General features: G+C 72.2%; 15 protein-coding genes. 5 read left to right on the top strand and 10 right to left on the bottom strand.

Annotated elements, in window-relative coordinates:
- Window positions 1-143 precede the first annotated feature (143 nt).
- From C3488_RS27780 to C3488_RS27815, 9 genes are all read right to left on the bottom strand, one after another.
- Entirely contained in the window at window positions 144-1,457 is a 1,314-nt protein-coding gene (locus tag C3488_RS27780; RefSeq protein WP_258053691.1) for a hypothetical protein, read from the bottom strand.
- On the bottom strand, window positions 1,454-3,193 hold the full coding sequence (locus C3488_RS27785) for a DUF3492 domain-containing protein (RefSeq protein ID WP_103843665.1): 1,740 nt from the start codon (window positions 3,191-3,193) through the stop codon (window positions 1,454-1,456). The genes C3488_RS27780 and C3488_RS27785 overlap by 4 nt, the downstream gene beginning before the upstream one ends.
- 234 nt (window positions 3,194-3,427) lie before the next feature.
- Window positions 3,428-5,023 carry an ABC transporter ATP-binding protein gene (locus C3488_RS27790; protein WP_103843666.1) on the bottom strand — a complete coding sequence of 532 codons (1,596 nt, stop codon included), beginning with the start codon at window positions 5,021-5,023 and terminating at the stop codon, window positions 3,428-3,430.
- Entirely contained in the window at window positions 5,020-6,018 is a 999-nt protein-coding gene (locus C3488_RS27795; protein ID WP_103843667.1) for an ABC transporter permease, read from the bottom strand. The genes C3488_RS27790 and C3488_RS27795 overlap by 4 nt, the downstream gene beginning before the upstream one ends.
- Window positions 6,015-7,040: an ABC transporter permease gene (locus tag C3488_RS27800; RefSeq protein WP_103843668.1), complete on the bottom strand. Its 1,026-nt coding sequence runs from the start codon at window positions 7,038-7,040 to the stop codon at window positions 6,015-6,017. The genes C3488_RS27795 and C3488_RS27800 overlap by 4 nt, the downstream gene beginning before the upstream one ends.
- 4 nt (window positions 7,041-7,044) lie before the next feature.
- A complete protein-coding gene (locus tag C3488_RS27805; protein ID WP_103843669.1) occupies window positions 7,045-8,757 on the bottom strand; it encodes an ABC transporter substrate-binding protein in 1,713 nt (570 codons plus the stop codon).
- A 182-nt stretch (window positions 8,758-8,939) separates the two neighbouring features.
- Entirely contained in the window at window positions 8,940-9,032 is a 93-nt protein-coding gene (locus C3488_RS42730; protein WP_374955464.1) for an Ms4533A family Cys-rich leader peptide, read from the bottom strand.
- Between the two features lie 56 nt (window positions 9,033-9,088).
- The gene (locus C3488_RS27810; protein WP_103843670.1) at window positions 9,089-10,417 is read right to left on the bottom strand and encodes a DUF3152 domain-containing protein; all 1,329 of its coding nucleotides are present in this window, start codon (window positions 10,415-10,417) and stop codon (window positions 9,089-9,091) included.
- An 8-nt stretch (window positions 10,418-10,425) separates the two neighbouring features.
- Window positions 10,426-11,514, bottom strand: a complete 1,089-nt coding sequence (locus C3488_RS27815) for an alpha/beta fold hydrolase (RefSeq protein ID WP_103843671.1) — start codon at window positions 11,512-11,514, stop codon at window positions 10,426-10,428.
- 246 nt (window positions 11,515-11,760) lie between these two features.
- On the opposite strand from C3488_RS27815, the gene C3488_RS27820 reads away from it, so the two are divergent.
- From C3488_RS27820 to C3488_RS27835, 4 genes are all read left to right on the top strand, one after another.
- Window positions 11,761-11,982: a hypothetical protein gene (locus C3488_RS27820; protein ID WP_103843677.1), complete on the top strand. Its 222-nt coding sequence runs from the start codon at window positions 11,761-11,763 to the stop codon at window positions 11,980-11,982.
- Between the two features lie 260 nt (window positions 11,983-12,242).
- Window positions 12,243-12,887, top strand: a complete 645-nt coding sequence (locus tag C3488_RS27825; RefSeq protein ID WP_103843672.1) for a TetR/AcrR family transcriptional regulator — start codon at window positions 12,243-12,245, stop codon at window positions 12,885-12,887.
- Between the two features lie 194 nt (window positions 12,888-13,081).
- Window positions 13,082-13,309 carry a DUF3107 domain-containing protein gene (locus C3488_RS27830; RefSeq protein ID WP_103843673.1) on the top strand — a complete coding sequence of 76 codons (228 nt, stop codon included), beginning with the start codon at window positions 13,082-13,084 and terminating at the stop codon, window positions 13,307-13,309.
- 198 nt (window positions 13,310-13,507) lie between these two features.
- On the top strand, window positions 13,508-13,777 hold the full coding sequence (locus C3488_RS27835) for a hypothetical protein (protein WP_103843674.1): 270 nt from the start codon (window positions 13,508-13,510) through the stop codon (window positions 13,775-13,777).
- Window positions 13,778-13,954: 177 nt separating this feature from the next.
- Here the strand turns inward: C3488_RS27835 and C3488_RS27840 are convergent, their stop codons facing one another.
- Entirely contained in the window at window positions 13,955-14,701 is a 747-nt protein-coding gene (locus C3488_RS27840; RefSeq protein ID WP_103843678.1) for a ferritin-like fold-containing protein, read from the bottom strand.
- A gap of 487 nt (window positions 14,702-15,188) precedes the next feature.
- Here C3488_RS27840 and C3488_RS27845 point away from each other — a divergent pair.
- Window positions 15,189-16,845, top strand: a 1,657-nt coding sequence (locus tag C3488_RS27845; protein ID WP_374955465.1) for a DEAD/DEAH box helicase, incomplete at its 3' end; no start/stop codon positions are given.

Consider the following 16,845-nt stretch of genomic DNA (forward strand, 5'->3'; position numbering starts at 1 on the left):
CATCTGGCGTTTCTCCTTACGAGGGTGGTGCCGTGGGATGAGAGAGGCCCCGCGGTGTCGGCCCCGCGGGAAGGGGTGCCGGGGACCGGGTCCCGGGCGGTGGTCGCGGCTCCATGACGTCCCAGTGGCCATGGGCCGACGGCTCAGGGTGATCCGGGCTGCCGGGCGTGGGCCGAGGCCCGGGTCAGGGTGCGGATCGCGTGGATCAGCAGGGTCAGGGCGGCCGGGGCGCAGACGAGGGCCGGTACGGCGTCGGCGCCCCAGGCGTCGGTCAGGCTCCGGACCGGCGTGATCAGCGTGGAGCAGCCGGGGAGCCGGGCGGCGAAGACCGTGGCCAGGGCCGTCGCCTCGACGGCGGCCGCGGTGCCGAGGACGACGGTCGGGGCCCGCCCGGCGCCGTGGACGGTGAGCAGCCGGGCGAGCAGCAGGAGTGCGCCCAGGGCGCCGGCTCCCACCGGGACGGCGGGTTCGCCGAGGAGGGCTCCGGTGAGCGCGAGCAGCGCGGCGAGGGCCGCCATGAAGAGTGCGAACACGCCGAGGAACAGCGGGGTGGCGGAGGCCGAGAACTCCTCGAGGCCACGGCTCGCGGCAAGTCTGCGGCGGGCGCCGGCGGAGAAGAGGCAGGCGCACCAGGCGGCAGGGGCGCAGGCCAGAGCGAGGGCCAGTACGGGGGCGGTGGCCAGGGCCCAGGGGCCGTCGGGGCCCCCGTCCAGGGCGGCGCGCAGCAGGCCGTCGCCGAGGAGGGCGTAGGCGAGCAGCCAGCATGTCCACACGCGCGCGGCGGCGGACGTGGCGTGGGCGGGGGCGTGCAGCGGCCCACGGCCGAGTGCCACGCGCAGGCCGAGCGTGACGGCGACGGCGCCGAGAACGGCGACGGCGAGGTCGGCCCGGCCCGCGGTGGCCCGCAGGCCGAGGACGGCGGCGGCGCACAGGGCGCCCGGGAGCAGGGCGAGAGCGGCCCAGGCCCGGTGCCCCCGCGGGTTGCCCGTGGGGGCGGGACGCGGTGCGGGCCGGTCGTCGTCGCGGGGTACGCGCGCGTACATCTCCTCGGCGAGTGAGAAGACGTCCCGGTGCCGGTAGCGGGCGGCGGCCCGGTCGGTGAGTCCGTGTGCTTCCAGGCCGGCCGCGATCTCCAGCGGGTCGACGGCCCGTTCGCACAGTTCGCGGTGCCGGTGCATGAGCGCCTTGACGGGATCGGCGGCGCCTCGGCGGGCGGGGGGCTTGCGGGCGGGGTCCGCGCTCCCGGCGTCCGCGCCGCGCACGGCACCGACGGTGTGGGGCGCAGCCTCAGCTGCGACGGGTTGGGGCGCGCGTTCCGTCGCGACGGCTCCCGTGCGCGCGTCCGTCGTCTCTTCCGCGCTCGCGTACGCGCCCTCCGCTCCCAGGTCCCATTCCTCGGGCCTGGTGTCCCAGGCGTCGGAGCGGGGCCGTTCGCCCACGTCTCTCACGTCTCTCATCGCGCGCCCTCCGGTGCCGGAACGGCTGCGTGCGGCCACATGGCGGCGCGTGCGGCGCGTACGGGTCTCGGCCCGGCGTCCTGCGCGCATGCCCAGCGGGGTCGGGCGCCGGGGAGCCGGGGCTCGGTCCAGCGGCCGGGCAGATGGGCCTCCGGGGGTGCTCCGAAGGGCAGGGGTTCCCCCGCGTCGTCCACCAGGACCCGCCGTACCGGTGCGTGGGAGACGATCTCCAGGTAAATGCTGTGAAATGCCGCCACGTTCTGCTCGACGGTGAACAGTTCGAGGGCTCGTGCGCGGGCGGCCGCGCCGAGGCGCTCACGGCGCGCGGGGTCGCGCAGCAGCGCCAGGCACGCCTCCGCGAGCGCCCGCGGGTTGCGCGGCGGCACCACGAGGCCAGTGCCGCCGATGACCTCCACCACCGCGCCCACATCCGTGGACACGGTCGCGCGACCGCAGAACATGGCCTCGACCAGGCTGATCGGAAACCCTTCGACGACGCTCGACAGGACGACGACCGCCCCGGCCGCGTAGGCCTCCGCCAGGTCGGGCACCTCCGGTCCGCCGATCTCCTCGAAGGACACCGGGTTGTCGCCGACGGCGTGCACGCCCTCCGCCTCGTCCGGGAACAGCTGCGCGGCCAGGGCCCTGCACTGTCCGAGGTACTCCGCCCCCTCGGCGTCCGCCGGGGTCCCGACGACACGCAGCCTGGCCTTCGGCTCCGCCTTGCGGATCTCCGCGAAGGCGTGGAGCAGGCAGACCAGGTCCTTGGCGGGCTCGACACGGCCCACCCAGACCAGGGTGTTCGGGTCCGCACGGTCGGCGGCCTCGCCCACCTCCGTGAAGCGGGAAGCCTCCATGCCGGGGTAGACCGTGCGCACCTTGGCGCGGTCTGCGCCGCACCGCTCCTGCCAGCGCCGGGCGTGGGCGTTGCCGGGCGTGACGCACGCGGCCCGCCGGTAGACCTCGGCGGCCAGCCGGCGCTGGAAGGAGGCGAGCAGCGCGCGCACCGGACGCGTCTCGTCCGTCGTGCCCAGGTAGTGGGCCCGCAGCCTTACGCCGTACTCGGTGACCAGCAGCGGGATGCCGGAGAAGTGCCGGGCGAGCAGCCCGGGCAGGGCCGCTGCACCGCCCGACGTGGCGTGGCAGAGGTCGACGGAGCCGAGTCCGTCGTCCTCGTACCAGTCGAGCGAGAGGGGACGCAGGGCGCGTTCGACGTATGCGGCCACCTCCAGCAGGTCGGGGACGCCCGCCGCGCGCGCCGCCCGGAGGGCACCCGGCGCGCGGCAGGCGCCCTCCAGCACCCGTACGGCCGCCTCGGAACCCAGCGCGCGGGCCAGTCCGCCCTTGTCACGGGCGAGTTCGGCGAGCGCGTACAGGGCACTGCCGAAACGGTCCGCCTCGGGGCCGACCTGTTCGGACGCCTCCCGCCGCGCCCCTGGCTCCGGCGCCGCGCACAGGGCGGCGGCCAGCTCCCCGTACGCCTCCGTGAACCGTCGGCGCGCCCGGCGCCCGTACACGACACCGTCGTCCTGCGCGGTCCACAGGGGTGCCGTGCGTACCCGGTCGACGTGCGACGGCAGCGGGATCCAGCCATCGGCCTCCTGCCGCTCGGTGCGGCAGAGCGCGTAGACGTCGAACTCGTGCTGCCGAAGTCCGCGCACGAGCCGGTCGCACCAGAGCCTGGCGTCACCGCTCACATACGGATAGCCACCCTCCGTAAGCAGTCCGATGCGCACGTGTGCACCCCCGATCTCCCGTAGGGAGCCGCCGTCGTCCGGCGGCCCGCAGCGGGACGAACGTACGCGGACGGTCCGGTGGCGCGACGGACGGTTGTCCGTCGCGCCACCAAAAGGGGTGAACGCACGTAACTTTCCCGCACAGACCGCGTTCGATCGCGCTAGGTCCTTCGTCGAACTCCCGTCGTCCGCCGGGAGGCCGGCGCGTGGCTCACTTTCGGCCCTACGGCCGGGTCACGCGGCGGTGAGCTCCCTGCGGGCCGTGCGCCGTTCGGCCGCCACCGCCGGATCCAGCGCGGGGACGGCCGCGAGGAGCTGCCTGGTGTACGGGTCCCGGGGCGACTCGTACACCTCGTCGGTCCAGCCGTACTCGACGATGCGGCCACGCCGCATCACCGCCACCCGGTCGCTGACCTGGCGCACGACGGCGAGGTCGTGCGCGATGAAGACGAGGGCCAGCCCGAGTTCGCGCTGCAACTCGGCGAGCAGGGCCACGACCTGCGCCTGGGTGGTGACGTCGAGCGCGGAGACCGGCTCGTCGCAGACGATGACGCGCGGCTTCGCGGCGAGTGCCCGCGCGATGCCGACGCGCTGGCGCTGGCCGCCGCTGAACTCGTGCGGGTACCGGTCGTACTGCGCCCCGTCGAGGCCCACTCGCTCCAGCAGTTCGCGCACGCGTCCCCGGATGCGCCGCTCATCGGACTCCCCGCGCGCCCGCAGCGGGTCGGCGATGGACTCCCCGACGCTGCGCCGGGGGTTGAGGGAGGAGACCGGGTCCTGGAAGACCATCTGCACGGCCGGATCCACGCCTCTCCGCGCGCTGCCCCCGTGGCGGACCTCGCCGGCCGTGGGTTCCAGCAGCCCGACCAGCATGCGCCCCAGGGTGGTCTTGCCGCTGCCGCTCTCCCCCACGATGCCGAGCGTCTCGCCGCGCCGCACGGTCAGCGACACGCCGTCGACGGCCGCCGACTTCCGTTTGCCGCGGCCGAACTCCCGGCGCAGTCCCACCGCCTCGACGACGACCTCGTCCGACGCCGCGCTCCGGACCGCCCGCGGCGCGTCCACCCGCGGCACCGCGCCCAGCAGTTCGCGTGTGTACTCCTCACGCGGCTCCCCCAGCACGGTGGCGACCGGGCCGTGCTCGACGGCCTTGCCGTGCCGCATGACGAGCACCTCGTCGACGCTCTCCGCGGCGACGCCCACGTCGTGCGTGACGAGGATCAGCCCCATCCCCGTCTCCTCGCGCAGCGTGTGCAGCAGGTCGAGGATCTGGGCCTGGACCGTCACGTCCAGCGCGGTGGTGGGCTCGTCGGCGATCAGCAGGTCGGGTTCGCAGGCGAGCGCCATGGCGATCAGGGCGCGCTGGCGCATTCCGCCGCTGAACTCGTGCGGGCGCGAGCGGGACCGTCGTGCGGCGTCCGGGATGCCCACCCGGTCCAGCACCTCGACGGCTCGCGCGCGTGCCGCACGCCGGGACGCGCGCGTGTGCACCCGGTACACCTCGGCGATCTGGTCTCCGATCGCGTAGTACGGGTCCAGCGACGACAGCGGGTCCTGGAACACCATCGCGGCCCTGCCGCCGCGCAGCCGACGCAGGTCGTCGTCGGACGCCTGCCGGACGTCGGTGCCGGCGACCCGGACCGAGCCGGTCACCCGTGCGCCCGTGCCGCGGTGCAGACCGAGGAGCGCGGAGGCGACGGTGGACTTGCCGGAGCCGGACTCGCCGACGAGCCCCAGGGCGGCGCCCTCGTCCAACCGGAAGGAGAGGCCGTCGACGGCGCGCAGGGAGCCGAACTCGACGGTCAGGTCCGTGACTTCCACCAGGCTCATGCGAGCACCACCCGTCGGTCGGCCACCGCGTACAGGACGTCCGCGACGGCGTTGGCCACAACCACGAAGAAACCGATCACCAGGACCATGCCGACGACGACCGGCAGGTCGACGACCTTCACCGCCTGGACCAGTTCCTGTCCGATGCCGGGCAGTCCGAAGAGCGTCTCGGTGAGCACCGCGCCGCCGACGGCCGAACCGAAGGTGACGGCGTTCAGGGAGATGACGGACGCGAACGCCCCGCGCAGCGCGTGCCGCGCGATGACCGAGCGCTCGCCGACCCCGTAGGCGCGGAACGTCCTGATGTGGTCCTCGGCCAGCGTCTCCAGCATCGAGGCCCTGGTCAGGCGGGCGAAGTTGGCGGCTTCGATCAGGGCGAGCGAGAGCCAGGGCAGCAGCAGGTTCCACGCCCACTGCTCGGGATCGTCGGTGAAGCCGACGTACTGCGGGAACGGCAGCAGCTGGAGCTGACCGCAGATGACGATCATCAGGATCAGGCCGATGACGAACACGGGTGTGGCCACGCCGGCGAGCGTGATCGCAGTCAGCGCCCGCTCGGTGACCCTGCCGCGCCGCCAGGCGGACAGCACACCGGTGCCGACGCCCAGGAGCAGCCAGATCACCATCGCGCCGAGCACCAGCGAGAAGCTGACCGGCAGCTTCCCCAGGATGAGGTCGGTGACCTGCTGGTCGCTCTGGTACGACAGGCCGAGGCAGGGTGCCGGGCAGTGCTCCACGGACGTGCCCGTCGAGTAGTCCTGGCCGGCCAACAGGCCCTGGAGGAAGTGCCAGTAGCGCACGTACAGCGGGTCGTCGAGTTTCAGCTGCTGGGCGACCTGGTGCACCTGTTCCGGCGAGCAGCGCGGCCCGCAGGTGATCTGGGCGACGTTGCCCGGAGTGACGTAGAAGACGACGTAGATGATCACCGAGAGGGCGAGCAGGGTGACCAGCGCGCCGACGACCCGGCGCAGTACGAAACCGCCGAACCCGCTCATGCCCGCTCCTCCTTCCGGGCGGCCTCGTCCGCCCTGGCCTCCCGCTTGCGTCCGGTTCCGACACGCAGACGCGAGGCCGCGCGCGGGTCGAGCGCGGTGCGCACCCCGTCACCGAGGACGGTGAGCGCGAACACGGTCACGAAGAGCGCGCCCGCGGGCAGCAGCAGGTACTGCGGGGCGGCCTGGTACCAGACGTCGGCTGCGGTGAGCATCTGCCCCCACGACGGCGTCGGGGGCTTCACACCGACACCCAGGAAGGACAGGGCGGCCTCGACGGAGATGTTCTGCGGCACCAGGAGCGCGGCGTACGTGATGACGGGCGCGGCCAGGCCGGGCAGCAGCTCGCGGCGGGCGATCCGGACGGTGCTCCAGCCGCTGAGCCGGGCGGCGGAGACGTAGTCGAGCCCCTTCAGGGTGAGGGTCTGGGCTCTCACCATCTTCGACAGCGTGCCCCAGCCGGAGACCAGGCCGACGATGAGCGCGACGAGCACGGGCCTCGGGAAGCTGCTCGGGACGATCGCCAGCAGCGCGAGCGCCATGATCATCAGCGGCATGGAGATGAAGACGTCGGTGATCCGGCTCAAGATCAGGTCGACCCAGCGGTTGCCGAGTCCGGCCGCGATGCCCATGACGACACCGAGCAGGACCTGCACCACCGTGGCGGCCAGTGCCACGCCGAGCGACACCCGAGCGCCGTACACGAGCCGTGCGAACAGGTCCCGTCCGGTCTGCGGTTCGACGCCGAGCCAGTGGTCGCCGCTCATGCCGCCGAACGGCCCTGTGGGGACGCCGCCGCGCGCCGAGTCGATGAGCGCCGGATGGTATGTGGTCGGGTCCTGGCCCTCGAGCGCGGTGAGCAGCGGCGCGGCGAGTGCGACCAGGACGAGCAGCGCGACGACGGCCGCCGCGACGAGGACGGCGCGCTGGGCGCGCAGCCGCCGCCAGAACAGACGGGCCCCCGAGGCCACCGGCACGGGTGTGTCCGTCCCGGCGGCCTCGACGGCGACAAGTGCCTCGCTCACGGCGCTACTTCACCGCGACCTGCGAGATGTCCAGAACACCGGTCCAGTCACTGATCACGATGTTCTTGACGTCCTTGCCGTACAGGCGCTTGTAGACCGGGTGGAACAGCGGCACGACCAGGGCCTGCTCGCCGATCCTCTTGTCCAGTGCGCCCCAGCGCTTCGCGGCCGCGTCGAGATCCGTCAACTTGTTGATCGCGTCGATCTCGGCATTGACTGACTTGTCGTTCAGCAGGCCGGTGTTGAAGTTCGCGCCGTCCTTGACGATCTGCCGGCCGTCGAAGATCGGGGCCAGGAAGGGGCCGCCGGAGGGCCAGTCGGCACCCCAGTGGGCCAGGAAGAAGCCGGGCTCGGTCCTGACGCTGTGGATCTTGTCCTTGTAGTCGTTGTTCTCCAGACCCTGCAGCTTGACGGTGATGCCGGCCTTCTTCAGCGCGTCCTGGACGGCGGTGGCGATCTCCGGGCTGGTCTCGAAGTTCTTGTCGTTGGAGTGCGTGAGGGTGATCGTGAGCCCGTTCGCGTAACCGGCCTCCTTCAGCAGCTCCTTGGCCTTGGCCGGGTCGCCGGTCGCCCCCGCCGGGAAGAGGTCGTACGGCGTGTAGCCGAAGGACTTCTGGTCGGGAAGGAAGGTGGTGGCGGGCTCGGCCAGCGAGGAGCCGCCCGCCGCGTTGATGACGGACGACCGGTCGATGGCGTACGAGATCGCCTGGCGCACCTTGACGTCGTCGAACGGCTTGATGGTCGGGTTGAACGCGATGTAGTTCGTGTAGCCGAAGTGGCCGGTGCCGACGCGGGAGGCCAGTTCCTTGTCGCCGGTCACCTTGGCCAGTTCGGCCGGGCCGAGGTTGGTGTCCGTGGTGACCGCGGCGGCGTCCGCACCCTGGGACGCGGACAGTCGCTGGTTGATCACCGAGGAGTCGAGCCCGGAGCGTACGTCGATCCTGTCCGGGTAGGCCTTGCGCTGGTCGTCACCCGACCAGTACGTGTTGCGCTCCAGGACCAGCCGTTCGCCGTCGTTCTGGTTCTGGACGACCTTGTAGGGGCCGGAGGAGATCGGGTGCTCCTCGTACTTCGTACCGGTGTCCTTGGCCTTCGGGACGGGCGTGAACTGGGTCTGTGTGGCCAGGTACGGGAACTCGCCCTCGGGCTTGTTCAGGTGGAAGACGATGGTCCGGCTGTCCGGGGTCTCGATCGCGTCGAGGCCCTTCTTGTCCTTGTACGGACCCTGGTAGTCCGCCGCGCCGACCAGCCAGTCCCTCAGGTAGGGGGCGCCGCCGGAGAGTTCGGGGGCGAAGGAGCGCTCGATGCCGTACTTGATGTCGGCCGAGGTGATCGGCGTGCCGTCCTCGTACTTCAGGCCCGTCTTCAGGGTGTACGTCCACACGGTCGCGTCCTTGCTCGGGCGCCCGGTGTCGGTGGCGAGGTCCGGGACGACCTTGGCCCCGGCGGCGCCGTTCGCGCGGTTGCGCGTGGTGAGCGTGCGGAAGACGAGGGAGGGGACGTTGCCGCCGCCGGAGGTGTACAGGCGGGCCGGGTCGAAGTCCTGCTGCGGATCGGAGTTCAGGACGGTCAGCGTGCCGCCCTTGTGCGGCGTGGAGTCGCCACCGGAAGCCTTGACACCGTTGTCCTTCGGCCCGCAGGCGGCGGCGCCCGCTGCCACGACCAGGCTGACGGATGCCGCTGCCACACGGCGCGCTATGACGGACGGTTGACGCATCGGAATGACGACCTCTCGGGACTCGTCTCGCATGGCAAGACGGATTAGCGGAAATGTGAGACAGATCTGGTCGGACGTCTGCCTCGGCGCCGGGTCGTCGAACAAACGCGAACCGGTCGGCACATGCCGACGGGTCACGGAAGAGAGGGGAAGGTCGCGACGCGAACGCCTGAGGCGGGGCGTCAGCGACAGTGGATGTCGGCCACGCAGAGTGCGGTCACGCCGATGAGCGCCAGCTCGATGGCGGCGCGAAGGGAGGCGTGACGGGGCGACATGGGCAGCAATATGAACGAACTTTCCGCGTGTGTCAATGTGACGAGAGGTGCGCCCGTCAACTCCCGGGGTACGGCCAGGGGTTGGGACGGCAGTGGATTCCGTCATGATCGAGGAACTTGGTCTGCTGCTGCATGACCGGGGCGAGCTCGCCGTTCTTGTCGCAGGTCACATGGCCGTAGCCGAGGCGGTGGCCGACCTCGTGGTTGATCAGCATCTGACGGTAGGCGTGAATTGCGTCACCGTACGTCGTCGAGCCCTGCGCCCAGCGATAGGCGTTGATCATCACGCGCTCGGTGGAGGCGGAGTCGCAGGAGACATTGTCCTCCGTGGTGTCGAGGCCCGACTTCGCGCACCAGGCGGCGGTGGTGCCGGGGCTGGCCAGCGTGATCACGAAGTCGGGCTTGCCGGAGTGGATGCGCTCGAAGGTGCGGGCGCCGTTGTGCGCCCAGCTGCGGTCGTCGTTGAGGGTCTTCTGCACGGCCTGGGCGAAGAGTTCGCCGTCCAGACCGAGGCCCTCCTCGATGTCCACGCGGTAGGTGTACTTCCGTCCGGTGCCGGGCGCCTTGGCGGTGCCGGGGACCGCGGAGAACGTGCCGGGTCCCTTCAGCGTGGCGCTGAGCGGGTACGTCCTGTCCATCGCCTGCTCGTACGTCAGCGGCGTCCCGCCGGGCGAGACGGAGACGGTGGGGTCGGCGCCGGTGACCGGGCCGGAGGTGTCACGGGCCTGGTCGGCGGCGGCCCGGGGCGGTACGGGGGCGCGATGCTGTCCGGCGAGGAACTGGCCGGCGACGACGACCGCGAGCACGGTGGTCACGGCGGCGGCCACGATCCCGGCGTACGAGCGTCCCCTGCCGCCCCTGCCACGTGCGGCCTCACCGGTCCCGGTGGGCGGCGCGGTCTCCTCGGTCTGCGCGCCGGTCTCCTCCGCCTGCGCGCGGGAGTGGCGTTCGTCGCTCAGCGGTGCGTGCGGGGCCCCACCCGCGCGACGCGGTGTGAAGACGTCCTCGTCCTCGTCGAAGGCGTCGAGGTACTCCTGACGGGGGCCGGGCTGCGACCGCTGCCGCGGGATACGGGGCACGGCACCTCGGCGCGGCACGTCCTGGGCCGCGCCGGCCCTGAAGTCCCCCCAGGCGCCGCCGCCTTCGCGATGCTCGGGGTGACCACCGCGAGCCCGGTGGGCGCCGTCGGGAAGGCGGGGCACGCCGTGGGCGGGGGTGCCGTCGGCGAACCGCGGAACACCTCGGCCGGGCGCCCCGTCGGCCGTACGACGCGAGTCGCCGACCGCCGCGTCCCGTGGCGAATCCTCCGCCGCGGATATGCCCGGCACCACCTCGGTGTCACCGCTCGTCCTGTCGCCCCGCCCCTTGCGGCTGTGTCGTCCCACGCCGCGTCTCAGCTCCTCGTGTCCGCCGTGCCGGTTTCGCCGCTCGCCGCGTCCTCCAGGGAGGTCCCGGTGTCCTGCGTGGAGGTCCCGGCGGAGTTCCCGCCGGCCGCCGCCGAACCCGCGCTCGCCGAGCGCCTGCCCGACTCGTCCGCGTCCGCGGCGAGTTCGCGGAACGCCGCGGCCACCACGTCCGGGTATTCCATCATCGCGACATGCCCCGCCTCGGGCAGGGTCAGCAGGCGGGAGTCGCGGAAGGCCCGGGCCGCGCGCTGGGCCATGCGGAACGACACCAACTGGTCCCGGCCGCCGTAGATGAGCAGTGTCGGGGCGAGGACCCGCTCCGCCTGGCGCCACAGCCCGTGCTGTCCGCCCAGCGTGTAGGCGTTCACGATCCCGCGGGCCGAGCGTGCCATCGCGTCCCAGAAGTAGGGCAGCCTCAGCCGCCGCTCCATCTCCTCCACCGCGTTGCGGAAGCCCTCCGGCGTGACCCGTCCGGGGTCGCCGTAGCACAGCGCCATGACCCCGCGGACGCGCTGTTCGGCCGTCCACTCCTTGGTGTACCGGGTGAACAGGGCGGCGACCCCGGGCAGCGCGAGCAGGCCCGTCGGGACGGCGCCCCGCTGGATGAGGATCTCGGGGAGCGCGGGCGAGACGAGCGTGAGCGTGCGCACGAGATCGGGGCGCACGGCGGCCACCCGCGTGGCGACGGCTCCGCCCATCGAGTTGCCGAACAGGTGCACAGGACCGCGTCCGGCCGCGTCGAGATAGCGGATGACCGCGCGCGCGTGCCCGGTGACGGAGTAGTTGCCGTCGTCCGGCGGCGGCGAGTCGCCGAAGCCCGGCAGATCGACGGCCTCCCCGTCGACGTGCCCGTCGAGCAGCGCCATCAGCGCCGACCAGTTCTGGGAGGAACCCCCGAGTCCGTGGACGTACAGCGCGGGCGGGAGCCCCTCGTGCCGCGGTGGTCTCGACCGTACCGTCAACGTGATCCCGGGCAGCGCCACCGACCTGAGCCGCTCGCCTTCCTCGACCCTGACGGGTGCCACCTTCGGGAGAACATTGGCGGCTGCGACGGACGGCAACTCGGTCGAAGACATGCGGCAATGTTACGAGACGATCACGCAGTGGTTCGTGTGTTCGCTGTCACAACGGTTGCGGTCCGGGCGTCGAATCGGGTCGGGCGACGCCCGGCCCGAAGCGTTCCCCGCGCCGCACGCAGCCCCTCACCACACATAGCGTCCGGTTCCTGTGTCTCCTAGGCTCGTAGCAGGGCACCCGCATATGGACCCCGCCTCTTCAGGGACGTTCCAGAAGTTCCAGGAGTTCTAGGAAGGGAGCCCATGATGGCCGTAGACCCCACTGATCCCGAGACGTTCGAGGACGAGGCGAACGACGCCGCCGAACTCGACGTGGAGGCCCCGGAGAACGACGCCGCCGAACAGCACGCCGCACTGGCCCCCGAGCGGGACGAGACACTGTCCGGGGACGACATCCTGCGCGCCAACGAGGCGGACCTCGCGGAGCAGGCGCGCATCGTCGCCCTGGACGAGGACGACTACCGGTGAGCGCTCGGAGGGTCGCCAGATCGGTGAGGTACGACGACCACGCCAGGTGAGGGAGCGAGTGCCCGTGGTGAGCGATCGCGATCCGTCATGCGGTTCCGGGGCGTCCGTTCGCCCGCCCTGCCCGTGTATGGCGCGTTCCGCACGGCTTTCGCCACCGTCCGGTCCGTGAAATTCTGCGCTCGCACCGCGCACAGCAGGGTTACCGAAAAGTACGATGGCGGCGCGGCGCACACCGCATGTGGACGATTTTGGGAGGCGGCGTGACAGCCATCGAGCAGACAGAGGCGGCACGCCCGCGAGGCACGCGCCTGCCGCGCCGTGCCCGACGGAACCAGCTGCTGGGCGCCGCGCAGGAAGTCTTCGTGGCGCAGGGCTACCACGCGGCCGCGATGGACGACATCGCCGACCGCGCCGGCGTGAGCAAGCCGGTGCTCTACCAGCACTTCCCGGGCAAGCTCGACCTCTATCTGGCCCTGCTGGACCAGCACTGCGAGGCCCTGTTGCAGGCCGTGCGGAACGCGCTGGCGTCGACGACCGACAACAAGCAGCGCGTCCGGGCCACCATGGACGCGTACTTCGCGTACGTGGAGGACGACGGCGGTGCCTTCCGGCTGGTGTTCGAGTCCGACCTGACGAACGAGCCCGCCGTGCGCGAGCGCGTCGACAAGGTCACGATCGAATGCGCGGAGGCGATCTGTGACGTGATCGCCGAGGACACCGGTCTGTCGCGGGCCGAGTCGATGCTGCTGGCCTCGGGGCTCGGCGGCCTGGCCCAGGTGGTGGCGCGCTCCTGGCTGCACAGTGACCGCAGCGTGCCGCGCGACCAGGCGGTGCAGCTGCTGACGTCGCTGGCGTGGCGGGGCATCGCCGGCTTCCCTCTGCACGGGAGCGAACAGCACCACTGACCCCTCGGGGACCGATCGACGCCGTACGGCCCGGCCCGGAACACCACCGGGCGGGCCGTACGGCTGTTTTGTTCCCGGCCGGTGTTCGCTCCTGGCGTGCCGGAGCGGAGCGTGTACGTCCCCTCACCGGGCTAATGTGTGCTGGTACGGCGCGGACGGCCGCGCACATCACTGACCGTCGGAGGGACAAAGCCGTGGAGGTCAAGATCGGCGTGCAGCACGCGCCCCGCGAGATCGTTCTGGAGAGCGGGCAGAGTGCCGAGGAGGTCGAGCGCGTCGTGTCCGAGGCGCTGGCCGGCAAGTCGCAGCTGCTGTCCCTTGTGGACGAGCACGGCCGCAAGGTCCTGGTCCCGACCGAGCGTCTCGCCTACGTGGAGATCGGCGAGCCCACCCCGCGCAAGGTGGGTTTCGGCGCGCTGTAGTTCCGGACGGAGCAGCGGAAGGGGCCCGGCGGTCGGTGTACCGCCGGGCCCCTTCCGCCGTCCGGGGAGCGTGCCGCTCGGGGAACACACAGACGGAGGACATCCGCCCCACAGGGGATGATTGTGTTCCGCGCGCCGCGGGTAATACCGGCTACGACCGATTTGCCCAGGCAGCAGCCGTGCGGGAGGGACCTCGTCATGCTCTTGGAAGCGCTCGGCTCCGCCGTCCTCGGGCTCGCCCTGGCATGGGTGGCGGCACGCCGGCTGCCGCACCGTCTGCCGAGCCGTGCCCTGGTGCTGTCCACGGGTGCGGCGGGCGCGCTCTTCGGGGCGTTCGTCACCCACAGCGCGCTGGGTCCGACGGGTCTCCTGGTGATCCTGGCCGGGGCGCTGGTGGTCTCGGCGGCGTCGCTGTCCCTGCTGCTGAGGCCCGCGGAAGGATTTCGCCGCCGGTCGGCGACGGCCTGAGGGCCGCCGCCGGGGCCGACCCGAAGCCGGCCGCCGCAGAGGGCGACGGCCGGGGCACCGGCGGTGAGGCGCCGCGTGGCCCGCGCGGTACGGCCGGCCGCCGTCGAAGCGTGCGGTGACGGCCTGACGGACAGCATGCCCGGCCCGGGGCACCCCGGCCACCGGCGGTAGGCGGCTTCAGGCAGCCAGCCCCAGCGCCGCCATCCGCTTCGTGTGGGCCTCCGTGATCCGGGAGAACATCCTGCCGACCTCCGCGAGGTCGAAGCCGTCCGCCACACCGCCCACCAGCATGGTGGACAGCGCGTCCCGGTCGGCCACCACCCGCTGGGACTGCGACAGCGCCTCGCCCATCAGCCGCCGTGCCCACAGGGCGAGCCGGCCGCCCACGCGCGGCTCGGCATCGATCGCGGCGCGCACCTTCTCCACCGCGAAGTCGGCGTGCCCGGTGTCGTCGAGGACGGCCAGGACGAGTTCGCGCGTGTCGGTGTCGAGGCGGGCCGCGACCTCGCGGTAGAAGTCGCTCGCGATCGAGTCGCCCACATACGCCTTGACGAGCCCCTCCAGCCAGTCGGAGGGCGCCGTCTGCCGGTGGAAGCTGTCGTACGCCGCCACGAACGGCTCCATCGCATCCGTGGGCTCGGCCCCGATCTCCTTCAGCCGGTCCCGGATCCGCTCGAAGTGGTGGAACTCGGCGGACGCCATCTTCGCCAGTTCCGCCTTGTCCGTCAGCGTCGGCGCGAGCTTCGCGTCCTCCGCGAGCCGCTCGAACGCCGCCAGCTCCCCGTACGCGAGCGCGCCCAGCAGGTCCACGATCGCGGCACGGTACTGCGGGTCGGCGGAGGCGGTCGCCCAGTCCTGGGCGGCCACTCCGGTGGGTCCGGCGAGGGCCTCGGGGCTGTCGGGGGCGTTGTCAGGCGTCGTCATGAAGCGCACAATAGCCCGCTCACCGCCCCCTGGAAGTCCCTGGTCAATCAGTGTGACGACGACTACGTGACCGAATCGGCCACCGCGAGTGCGCGATTCCGGGGTATGGTGGTAATGCGCCTGCTGAGTGCGTACGTCTATGAGGACGACGTATCTCGACGGGCCGCATGTATGAGGATGCCCGGTCGGTGGCCCGATCGGCTCCGACCCGACAGCCCTCCTGGTCCGTACGGCACTGTGCGTACGGCGCTCAGAGGGACCCTCAGCGGTACGAGCGCTGGAGCGTCGGCGTGGTCCCGTGCCACAGGCCCGTCCCCCAAGCAGGCCGACGTCATCCGGCACGGTCACGACCCCCGCGCTCGCCTCGCGCCGCCCACACAGAAGAGGCAGCACCCTGACTACGACTTTTCGAGAACTCGGAATCCTTCCCGAGACCGCCGAGGCCCTGGAAGCCGTCGGCATCATCAATCCCTTCCCCATCCAGGAGATGACGCTCCCCGTAGCCCTCTCCGGCACCGACGTCATCGGCCAGGCCAAGACCGGTACCGGTAAGACGCTGGGCTTCGGACTCCCGCTTCTCGAGCGTGTCACCGTCCCCGCCGACGTGGAGGCGGGCCGCGCGAAGCCCGAGGCGCTCACCGACGCGCCGCAGGCGCTCGTGGTGGTCCCCACGCGCGAGCTGTGCACTCAGGTGACGAACGACCTGCTGACCGCGGGCAAGGTGCGGAACGTACGGGTCGCCGCGATCTACGGCGGCCGGGCCTACGAGCCCCAGGTGGAGGCCCTGAAGAAGGGCGTCGACGTGGTCGTCGGCACCCCCGGCCGGCTCCTCGACCTCGCCGGGCAGAAGAAGCTCGACCTGAAGCACGTCAAGTGCCTGGTGCTCGACGAGGCCGACGAGATGCTCGACCTCGGCTTCCTGCCCGACGTCGAGAAGATCATCGACATGCTGCCGGCCAAGCGGCAGACCATGCTGTTCTCGGCCACCATGCCGGGCGCGGTCATCGGCCTGGCGCGTCGCTACATGTCCCGGCCCACGCACATCCGCGCCACCGCGCCGGACGACGAGGGCGTGACGGTGGCGAACATCAAGCAGTTCGTCTACCGCGCGCACTCCATGGACAAGCCGGAGATGGTCGCCCGCATTCTGCAGGCAGAAGGCCGCGGACTGGCGATGATCTTCTGCCGTACGAAGCGTACGGCCGCCGACATCGCCGAGCAGCTGCAGCACCGCGGCTTCGCCTCCGGCGCGGTCCACGGCGACCTCGGCCAGGGCGCCCGCGAGCAGGCCCTGCGCGCCTTCCGCAACGGCAAGGTGGACGTCCTCGTCTGCACCGACGTCGCCGCGCGGGGCATCGACGTCGAGGGCGTGACCCACGTCATCAACTACCAGTCCCCCGAGGACGAGAAGACCTACCTGCACCGGGTCGGCCGTACGGGCCGCGCGGGCGCCAAGGGGACGGCGATCACGTTCGTCGACTGGGACGACATCCCGCGCTGGCAGCTGATCAACAAGGCGCTCCAGCTGGACTTCAACGACCCGGTGGAGACGTACTCGAGCTCCCCGCACCTGTTCTCCGACCTCGGCATCCCCGAGGGCACCAAGGGCGTCCTGCCGCGCTCGGAGCGGACCCGCGCCGGGCTCGCGGCGGAGGAGCTCGAGGACCTCGGCGAGACGGGCGGCCGGGGCTCGCGCGGCCGTCGCTCCCCGGGCGTCTCCGCGGAGAACGAGCGTCCGGCGCGTACGCCGCGCCGTCGGCGCCGTACGCGGAGCGGTACGCCGCTGGACTCCTCGGTCACCACGAACACGGCCACCGCGGACACGGGCGCTGCGGAGGCGACCGAGTCGGTGGAACGCCGTACGCCCCGCCGACGCCGCCGCATGCGCGGCGGTGCGCCGGTGGAGGCGACAGCGGCACCGGTGACGCCGGCGACCGCGGAGCCGGCCGCGCCGGAGGCCACGAAGGTGGCGGAGACGGTCGTGGAGACGGTCGAGGCCACGGAGCCGAAGCCGCGCCGCCGCCGCACCCGCAAGACCGCCGAGCCCGTCCCGGTCGCGCCCGAGGCCACCGCCGCTACGGAAGCGCCCCCGGCTGCCGCCGAGACCGCCGTGGACACCGCGGAGGCCACGGAGGCCAAGCCGC

This window comes from Streptomyces sp. Ru72, assembly GCF_002920635.1.
Taxonomy (GTDB): domain Bacteria; phylum Actinomycetota; class Actinomycetes; order Streptomycetales; family Streptomycetaceae; genus Streptomyces.

What these genes read in the sequence shown, in the direction of transcription:
- C3488_RS27780 (WP_258053691.1), bottom strand. Translation starts at nt 1,457, where the DNA reads ATGAGAGACGTGAGAGACGTGGGCGAACGGCCCCGCTCCGACGCCTGG.
- C3488_RS27790 (WP_103843666.1), bottom strand. Translation starts at nt 5,023, where the DNA reads ATGAGCCTGGTGGAAGTCACGGACCTGACCGTCGAGTTCGGCTCCCTG.
- C3488_RS27795 (WP_103843667.1), bottom strand. Translation starts at nt 6,018, where the DNA reads ATGAGCGGGTTCGGCGGTTTCGTACTGCGCCGGGTCGTCGGCGCGCTG.
- C3488_RS27805 (WP_103843669.1), bottom strand. Translation starts at nt 8,757, where the DNA reads ATGCGTCAACCGTCCGTCATAGCGCGCCGTGTGGCAGCGGCATCCGTC.
- C3488_RS42730 (WP_374955464.1), bottom strand. Translation starts at nt 9,032, where the DNA reads ATGTCGCCCCGTCACGCCTCCCTTCGCGCCGCCATCGAGCTGGCGCTC.
- C3488_RS27815 (WP_103843671.1), bottom strand. Translation starts at nt 11,514, where the DNA reads ATGTCTTCGACCGAGTTGCCGTCCGTCGCAGCCGCCAATGTTCTCCCG.
- C3488_RS27820 (WP_103843677.1), top strand. Translation starts at nt 11,761, where the DNA reads ATGGCCGTAGACCCCACTGATCCCGAGACGTTCGAGGACGAGGCGAAC.
- C3488_RS27835 (WP_103843674.1), top strand. Translation starts at nt 13,508, where the DNA reads ATGCTCTTGGAAGCGCTCGGCTCCGCCGTCCTCGGGCTCGCCCTGGCA.
- C3488_RS27840 (WP_103843678.1), bottom strand. Translation starts at nt 14,701, where the DNA reads ATGACGACGCCTGACAACGCCCCCGACAGCCCCGAGGCCCTCGCCGGA.